The following is an 8828-nucleotide window of genomic DNA, read 5'->3' as shown; positions in this document are numbered from 1 at the left end:
GCTGAAGGAGAGAAAAGAAGAGCTGAACCCGAAGCAAGAAACGCCGAAAAAGAAAAGAAGCGCTGAAAAGAAGGAAGGAAGAGCTGAAAAGAGGAGGAGAAGCGCTGAAGGAGAGAAAAGAAGAGCTGAACCCGAAGCAAGAAGCGCCGAAAAAGAAAGAAGCGCTGAAAACAAGGAAGAAAGAGCTGAAAAGAGGAGGAGAAGCGCTGAAAGAGAGAAAAGAAGAGCTGAACCCGAAGCAAGAAGCGCCGAAAAAGAAAGAAGCGCTGAAAAGAAGGAAGGAAGAGCTGAAAAGAAGGAAGAAAGAGCTGAAAAGAGGAGGAGAAGCGCTGAAAGAGAGAAAGGAAGAGCTGAACCCGAAGCAAGAAGCGCTGAATCAAGAGAAAAACACCGAAAAAAGAAAAGGATGAATGGCTCTTTAGAAGATATTTTAAGACAGCTCCAATAAATATCTTTTTATCTATTATTATATTTGTTGCGTGCTTTTTTCATGCTAGAATGAAAGGAAGCGGAATGTATGAATAACGGAGCAGTCATTCTATCTGCCCCTATTCCTGCATATAATGATAAACTGCTAAGATGTGCCTTAGAAACAGAGCAGGGGTGAATAAATAAATGAAATGGAAAACAAAAGCGGCAGCTGCAGTTACAGGTGCTGTGCTACTTGCAGGAGCCGGCGGTGTGTTTGCGGGAATGTCTATCAATGATACCCTGGAAGATACACCGCGTTCTGCATCGAACGCCGATAATCAAGCCGAACATATTCCACAAGATTCTTCCGAAGCGTCAGAAGCCGGCATGGAAAAAATTGAACAAGTCTATCAAATGATTAGTGAGCAGTACGTAGAAGATGTAGACGAAAAACAAATTCTTGAGGGAGCTCTAGAAGGGATGGTCAAAGAGCTGGATGATCCTCACTCGGCCTACATGGATCAAGAAACAGCAGCAGAGTTCAGTCAGTCGCTCGAATCTTCTTTTGAAGGTATTGGAGCAGAAGTCAGCATGGTAGATGATAGAGTTACGATTGTTTCGCCGTTTCGCGATTCTCCTGCTGAGGAAGCTGGTCTGCAGCCAAACGACCAAATTCTTGAAGTCGATGGGGAGAGTACAGAAGGTGAATCCCTTAATGAAACGGTACTTAAAATTCGCGGAGAAAAAGGGTCTAACGTTACACTCACCGTTCAACGCGGGTCTTCCGATCCGTTTGAGGTAGAAGTAGAACGAGACGAAATCCCTGTGGAAACGGTTCGTTCTGAAACAAAAGAACAAAATGGGAAAACGATTGGTCATTTAGAACTCACTTCTTTTTCTGAGAGTACAGCGGAAGAATTTGAAGAGCATTTAAACAAACTAGAAGAAGCCGGTATTGATGGATTAATTATTGATGTACGCGGAAATCCAGGCGGTTTTTTAAACAGTGTGGAAGATATAGGGGATTTAATAATTCCTGGTGGTGAGCCTGTTGTTCAAATTGAAGATCCAAATGGAGAAACAGTTCGCTCTATTTCCAAACTTGATGAAACAAAAGATTATCCTATTGTCGGTCTTATTGATGAAGGGAGTGTATCTGCTTCAGAGATATTAGCTGCGGCGCTTAAGGAAGCAGGCGGTTATGACCTGGTTGGAGAAACAACATATGGAAAAGGTACCGTGCAGCAATCCATGCAGCTTGGAGACGGCAGCGAATTAAAACTGTCTATGTTCAAGTGGCTCACTTCTGACGGCAACTGGATTAATGAAGAAGGAGTGGAACCGACAGTAGAAGTGAAGCAGCCCGATTACTTCTATTCTGCAGTACTGGCACCGGAAGAAGAATTAAAGCAAGAATCTTTCGGCGAGCAAGTGAAAATTGCCCAGCAGATGCTAAAAGGGCTCGGGCATGACCCTGGGCGTACGGATGGCTACTTTGATGAGCAAACAGCAGAAGCTGCTGCATCCTTTCAAGCAGCGGAAGAAGGCATCGAGGAAACTGGTGTTATCGATGAAGAAACCGTCAGCCGTTTAAATCAGAAACTTCTTGAACTGATTCGTGATCCCGAAAATGATAAACAGTTAGAAAAAGCACTGGAATTAGTGAGTAACCAAAGCTCTTAATCAGCTAATCAGTGCGTTGTGCCCCATTGGAATAACATTTTTCATGGGGCAGGTTTCTCTGTAATATTAGATTGTAAAATAATGAACCGTCTATTAAAAAGGAGATGCCGCCAATGGAATTTTTTGGCTTGGAACTAATAAAAGGACTGGGACGTTTTTTTGCTCATCCGCTTACATATATTATTCCATTTGCGATGTTTATGATCGGCTATTTCCGTGTGAAAAGAGAGCGGGCTACGTTTCATACACGAGTGTACAGCGCCTTGTTTGATGTGACCGCTCCGCTTTTGCCTGGGCTGCTGACTGGATTTCTCTTGTCTTTTCTCGTTATTGCAACAGGTTTAACGATACCTTTTGCTTTTTTAATGCTTGTCGGTATGATAATGTTTCTGTTTATCTTGCTAGGAAGAATACGCTGGCTCTCTCCTTCCTATACAATAGGGCTGGCGATTATTTTAGCGCTCTTGTTACCTGGGGTGGAAAGCGGCTATGGCTGGATGGACAGTTTTTTCATGGAACTAGGACAAGGAGACTACCGTCCGGCACTCGTTCTCTTGACTTTACTCATGATCGCAGAAGGGCTGCTCATATGGAGAAATGGCAAGCACCATACCTCTCCTATGGTGGTAAAAAGTTCACGCGGTAAATGGATTGGAGCTCACCGGCTTCAGCGTATTTGGTTCATACCAGCATTAATATTTGTGCCAGGCGGAGCAGTAGAACCGTTCCAATGGTGGCCTGTTTTATCGATAGGAGAAAGCGGGCTGACGCTTTTTCTTATACCGTTTGCGATAGGGGCCAAGTACACTATGTTTCACACGCTGCCAAAAAACGCAGTCAAGCAGACTGGGCTTATTGTGGTTATATTAGCATTGTTCATTGGAGCAGGCGCTGTTTCTGCTTTTTATTATCCTGATTTTATTATGTATACTGCTGTCACTGGTGTTGTGGCTCGAGAAGTGATCACCTTTTGGATGAAACGAAAAGAACGAGCAAAAACACCTTTGTTCAAACTGCAGCAGCGAGGCATCAGAATACTTGGGATTCTCCCTGAATCTCCAGCAGAAAAAATGGGACTGAAACCTGGTGAAGTGATAATGAAAGTAAACGGACAGGTTGTAAACAATGAAAGTGAGTTTTATGACGCTCTGCAAAAAAATTCAGCATACTGCAAAGTAGAAGTATGTGATCAACAAGGCGAGATTAGACATGCTCAGTCTACTGTTTATGATAATGAGCATCATGAACTTGGGGTGCTGCTTGTAAAAGAACGGAATTTACAGGAAATAATAACAAAAGAAGCGTAACAGAGGACATAATTAAATGCCTCTGTTTCAGAAAAAGGACTGATATTTGTGGTGACAGTAGTCGGAGCCGTGCTGCTTCCATTTTTTCTTATGCTGGCAGGTGTACGTCTTACCCATAGTTTTATTGGCGGCGTCTTGGTTGCTCTTATGATTACAGCAGCTTTTCAGCCGTGGAAAATGGGGCTGGGAATAATGCTGACAGCAGCTGTTTCTCTTGCTGCAGCCATGCCTGTAGGCTGGCGAATAGGGAAACATCAGAATACGGGACCTTAAAACGACGGAAAACAGCACCGTCGTTTTTTTAAAAAACAAATGCGAACATATATTCGAAAAATCCGTTTGAATTGACGTGTTATGTGGTATAATGTATAAGCGGTATTGAAAAGATGTGAGTAGGATTTAAACGAAGCGAGGGATAGGGCATGAATGAAACCTTTAATTTAGTCTCCAAATATGATCCAGAAGGGGATCAGCCTGAGGCCATTAAAGCATTAACGCAAGGAATAAAGGAAGGGAAGAAACACCAGACCTTGCTTGGTGCCACAGGAACAGGTAAAACATTTACAGTGTCCAACGTTATAAAAGAAGTTAATAAGCCAACCCTTGTCATCGCACATAATAAAACATTGGCGGGACAGCTTTACAGCGAGTTTAAAGAGCTGTTTCCTAACAATGCAGTTGAATATTTTGTCAGTTATTACGACTATTATCAGCCGGAAGCATATATCCCGCAGACAGATATGTATATAGAAAAAGACGCAAGTATAAATGATGAAATTGATAAATTGCGCCACTCTGCGACGAGTGCCTTATTTGAACGTAACGATGTTATTATCGTTGCCAGTGTATCCTGTATTTATGGTTTAGGTTCGCCAGAAGAGTACCGCGATCTGGTTCTTTCTCTGCGCTCAGGCATGGAAATGGAAAGAGACGATGTGTTGCGCGAACTCGTTGATATCCAATATGAACGCAATGATATTAATTTTGTTCGTGGTACGTTCCGCGTAAGAGGGGATGTCGTAGAAATATTTCCAGCTTCACGAGATGAACACTGCATTCGAGTGGAGTTTTTCGGTGATGAGATAGACCGTATAACGGAAGTGGATGCTCTCACTGGTGAAATTCTCGGTGAACGCAATCACGTAGCTATTTTCCCGGCTTCTCACTTTGTTACCCGAGAAGAAAAGATGACCCGGGCGATTAAAAATATTGAAAAAGAATTAGAGGAACAGCTTGCTTATTTCCGGGAAAAAGGGAGAGAACTGGAAGCCCAGCGTCTCGAACAGCGCACTAATTATGACATTGAAATGATGAAAGAAATGGGTTTTTGTTCGGGTATTGAAAACTATTCCCGGCATCTGACATTTCGTAAACCAGGGGAATCTCCTTATACATTACTTGATTTCTTTCCGGAAGATTTCTTGATTGTTGTTGATGAGTCCCATGTGACACTGCCGCAAGTGCGGGGGATGTACAACGGGGACAGGGCTCGAAAAGGAGTGCTTGTTGATCATGGTTTCCGCTTGCCATCAGCTATGGATAACAGGCCTTTGCAATTTGAAGAGTTTGAAAAGCGTGTTCGTCAAGCCGTGTATGTATCAGCAACCCCTGGTCCATATGAACTCGAGCATTCACCTGAAATGGTTGAACAAATCATCCGGCCGACCGGGCTCCTTGATCCAACGATTGATGTTCGGCCGATTGAAGGGCAGATTGATGATTTAATCGGAGAAATAAATGAAAGAAAAGAAAGCAAAGAGCGAGTGCTTGTTACCACATTAACGAAAAAGATGGCAGAGGATTTAACAGATTATTTAAAAGAAGTGGGGATTCGTGTAAAATATTTACACTCTGATATAAAAACATTAGAGCGGATTGATATTGTGCGCCAGCTTCGGCTCGGTGAATTTGACGTACTCGTAGGAATCAACCTGCTCCGGGAAGGGCTGGATATCCCGGAAGTTTCACTCGTTGCTATTCTTGATGCTGATAAAGAAGGTTTTCTCCGTGCCGAACGCTCACTCATTCAGACGATGGGGCGTGCGGCAAGAAATGCCAACGGGCACGTCATAATGTATGCTGATAAATTAACAGATTCCATGAATGTTGCGATCAGTGAAACGAACCGCCGCCGCGAAATTCAGGAAGATTATAATGAGAAACATGGTATTACTCCAAAGACGATCCAAAAAGACATTCCTGATTTAATTCAAGCGACGATCGCTTCAGAGGAACAGGAAGACTTCGACAAGCCTGCACTTGCGAAAATGAGTAAGAAAGAACGTCAAAAAGTAATCGATGAATTAGAAGCAGAAATGAAACAAGCAGCCAGGGATCTTCAATTTGAACGGGCTGCAGAGCTTCGTGACATGGTACTTGAATTAAAAGCGGAAGGATGACCTCTATGGCTCTTGAAAACTTACAAATAAAAGGTGCTCGTTCCCACAACTTGAAAAATATTGATGTGACGATACCGCGTGATAAGCTGGTCGTTTTTACAGGTCTGTCCGGCTCGGGTAAATCTTCACTTGCGTTTGATACGATTTACGCGGAAGGCCAGCGCCGCTATGTCGAATCCCTTTCTGCCTATGCCCGGCAGTTTCTCGGGCAAATGGATAAACCAGATGTTGATTCGATAGAAGGGCTTTCTCCAGCTATTTCTATTGACCAAAAGACAACCAGCCGTAACCCGCGTTCTACCGTGGGTACGGTAACGGAGATTTATGATTACTTACGGCTTTTGTTTGCAAGAATAGGCCGGCCGATTTGTCCGAAGCATAACGTCGAGATCTCATCGCAAACCGTTCAACAAATGGTTGACCGGATGATCTCTTACCCGGAGCGTACAAAAATGCAGATCCTTTCTCCTCTTGTTTCAGGCAGAAAAGGCGAGCATGTGAAAATACTTGATGATTTAAAACAAAGAGGGTTTGTACGAGTCCGTGTCGATGGAGAAATGCGGGAAGTTAGTGAAGAATTTAACCTGGATAAAAATAAAAAACATGATATTGAAGCGGTCGTGGACCGTATCGTGATAAAAGATGGTGTAGAAACCCGCTTGGCCGATTCATTAGAAACTGCTCTTGAATTAAGCGGCGGTAAAGCGCTAATTGATGTTATTGGGGAAGAAGAACTTCTCTTTAACCAGCATCACGCTTGTCCATATTGCGGCTTTTCCATAGGAGAACTTGAACCGCGATTATTTTCGTTTAACAGTCCGTACGGTGCTTGCCCAACGTGTGATGGTCTTGGCAGCAAACTCGAAGTAGACGAAGAGCTCGTGATTCCAGATTGGGACCGAACCTTGAAAAAACATGCGATTGCTGCCTGGGAACCGACCAGTTCTCAATATTATCCGCAGCTTTTACAGTCTGTTTGTCATCATTTTGGAATCGACATGGAAGTACCAGTCAAAGATCTTCCAAAGCAGCAAATGGATATTATTTTGCATGGGAGCGGCAGAGAAAGAGTTACGTTCCGATATGAAAATGAACGCGGCACGGTAAAAGAACGCAAGATTTATTTTGAAGGAGTTTTGCGCAATATATCCAGGCGTTATCACGAAACCGCTTCTGATTATATTCGCGAACAAATGGAACAATATATGGCGCGCAATGCCTGCCCGACTTGCAAAGGATACCGTCTCCGTAAGGAAAGCTTGTCTGTTAAAATAGCCGGTACTCATATAGGGCAAACGACAGAGTTATCTGTAAAAGATGCAAAAACTTTTTTTGAAAACCTGGAGCTGACCGAAAAGGAACTTGCGATTGCTCGCTTAATTCTGCGGGAGATTGAAGAGAGGCTCGGCTTTCTAGTTAATGTTGGACTTGATTATTTAACATTGAGTCGCTCAGCTGGCACATTGTCCGGCGGAGAAGCGCAGCGGATAAGGCTTGCTACTCAAATTGGCTCGTCATTAATGGGGGTTCTTTACATTTTGGATGAGCCTTCAATAGGCCTTCACCAAAGAGATAATAACCGCTTAATCCGTACACTTGAACGAATGAGAGACCTTGGTAATACGTTGATTGTCGTAGAACATGATGAAGATACGATGCTTGCTGCTGACCATATTATTGATATTGGCCCGGGGGCAGGTGTACACGGAGGGTATATTACTTCTGAAGGCACACCGGATGAAATTAAAGAAGATGAGGAGTCTTTAACCGGTCAATATTTATCCGGCAAAAAGTTCATCCCCCTTCCTGTCGAACGTCGAAAACCGCAAAATCGCTGGCTTAAAATAAAAGGAGCCAAAGAAAACAATCTGCAAAACACGAATGTAGATATTCCGCTCGGTCTATTCACTGCTATTACAGGTGTGTCAGGTTCTGGAAAAAGTACGTTAATCAATGACATCTTATACAAATCACTGTCGCAAAAACTGCACCGTGGAAAAGAAAAACCAGGGAATCACAGAAAAATAGAAGGAATTGACCAGCTTGAAAAAGTAATCGATATTGACCAGTCTCCGATCGGACGGACGCCGCGTTCCAACCCGGCAACATATACCGGAGTATTTGATAATATCCGCGACGTGTTCGCTATGACAAACGAAGCGAAAATACGCGGCTATCAAAAGGGACGGTTCAGTTTTAATGTGAGAGGCGGACGTTGTGAAGCATGTAAGGGAGACGGAATTATAAAAATTGAGATGCATTTCCTTCCTGATGTATACGTGCCATGTGAAGAATGCGATGGAAAAAGGTATAATCGTGATACTCTCGACATACGGTACAAAGGAAAGAATATTGCCGAAGTGCTTGCCATGACGGTAGAAGAAGCTCTTGCATTTTTTGAAAATATCCCGAAAATCAAACGGAAAATTCAAACCCTCTTTGATGTAGGACTCGGTTATATTAAACTTGGCCAGCCGGCGACTACCCTTTCTGGGGGAGAAGCACAGAGAGTGAAATTAGCAAGCCAGCTCCACCGGCGCTCGACTGGGAAATCGTTATATATATTGGATGAGCCGACAACTGGATTGCATGTAGATGACATTGACAGATTGTTGACGGTCCTACAAAGACTTGTCGAAAATGGGGATACTGTTCTTGTCATTGAGCATAACCTGGATGTTATTAAAACGGTAGACTATATTATTGACTTAGGTCCAGAAGGCGGAGACAAAGGCGGAAAACTTGTGGCAAGCGGAGCGCCAGAAGAAATAGTAAAAGTAAATGAATCTTATACCGGGTACTATTTAGACCCAATAATAGAAAGAGAACGAAAACGAATGGAAGAGAAGCTTTCTAAAGCTGAGCAAGTAGCAGAGACTACGTCTTCTTAAACTAAAGCTGTCTCAAAGCGCAAGAAATGTAGGTTTCATGTCTCAGAAAACCAGCAATTTCTCCTGTGCAGTGAGGCAGCTTTTTTATACTTTAGGAAAGTTTCCTATATTCATGACGGCAAGCCAAGTTTGCGGGC

General features: G+C 43.2%; 5 protein-coding genes and 1 pseudogene. All 6 read left to right on the top strand.

Features of this window, described 5'->3' with window-relative positions:
* Positions 1–448: pseudogene (locus tag FZF09_RS11545) on the top strand (hypothetical protein); the annotation flags it as partial.
* Between the two features lie 167 nt (positions 449–615).
* Positions 616–2094 carry a S41 family peptidase gene (locus tag FZF09_RS11540; RefSeq protein ID WP_158736750.1) on the top strand — a complete coding sequence of 493 codons (1479 nt, stop codon included), beginning with the start codon at positions 616–618 and terminating at the stop codon, positions 2092–2094.
* 113 nt (positions 2095–2207) lie between these two features.
* Positions 2208–3401 carry a PDZ domain-containing protein gene (locus tag FZF09_RS11535; protein WP_158736749.1) on the top strand — a complete coding sequence of 398 codons (1194 nt, stop codon included), beginning with the start codon at positions 2208–2210 and terminating at the stop codon, positions 3399–3401.
* A 48-nt stretch (positions 3402–3449) separates the two neighbouring features.
* Positions 3450–3674, top strand: a complete 225-nt coding sequence (locus FZF09_RS11530; RefSeq protein ID WP_158736748.1) for a hypothetical protein — start codon at positions 3450–3452, stop codon at positions 3672–3674.
* A gap of 149 nt (positions 3675–3823) precedes the next feature.
* On the top strand, positions 3824–5800 hold the full coding sequence (gene uvrB / locus FZF09_RS11525) for an excinuclease ABC subunit UvrB (RefSeq protein WP_158736747.1): 1977 nt from the start codon (positions 3824–3826) through the stop codon (positions 5798–5800).
* A 5-nt stretch (positions 5801–5805) separates the two neighbouring features.
* Positions 5806–8691, top strand: coding sequence for an excinuclease ABC subunit UvrA (gene uvrA / locus FZF09_RS11520; RefSeq protein ID WP_158736746.1), 2886 nt, complete (start codon positions 5806–5808; stop codon positions 8689–8691).
* The last annotated feature ends 137 nt before the right edge of the window (positions 8692–8828 follow it).

The organism is Alteribacillus sp. YIM 98480 (assembly GCF_009765375.1).
Taxonomy (GTDB): Bacteria; Bacillota; Bacilli; order Bacillales; family Marinococcaceae; genus Alteribacillus.
This window is presented reverse-complemented; position numbering and strand designations above follow the sequence as displayed.

What these genes read in the sequence shown, in the direction of transcription:
- FZF09_RS11540 (WP_158736750.1), top strand. Translation starts at nt 616, where the DNA reads ATGAAATGGAAAACAAAAGCGGCAGCTGCAGTTACAGGTGCTGTGCTA.
- FZF09_RS11535 (WP_158736749.1), top strand. Translation starts at nt 2,208, where the DNA reads ATGGAATTTTTTGGCTTGGAACTAATAAAAGGACTGGGACGTTTTTTT.
- uvrB (WP_158736747.1), top strand. Translation starts at nt 3,824, where the DNA reads ATGAATGAAACCTTTAATTTAGTCTCCAAATATGATCCAGAAGGGGAT.
- uvrA (WP_158736746.1), top strand. Translation starts at nt 5,806, where the DNA reads ATGGCTCTTGAAAACTTACAAATAAAAGGTGCTCGTTCCCACAACTTG.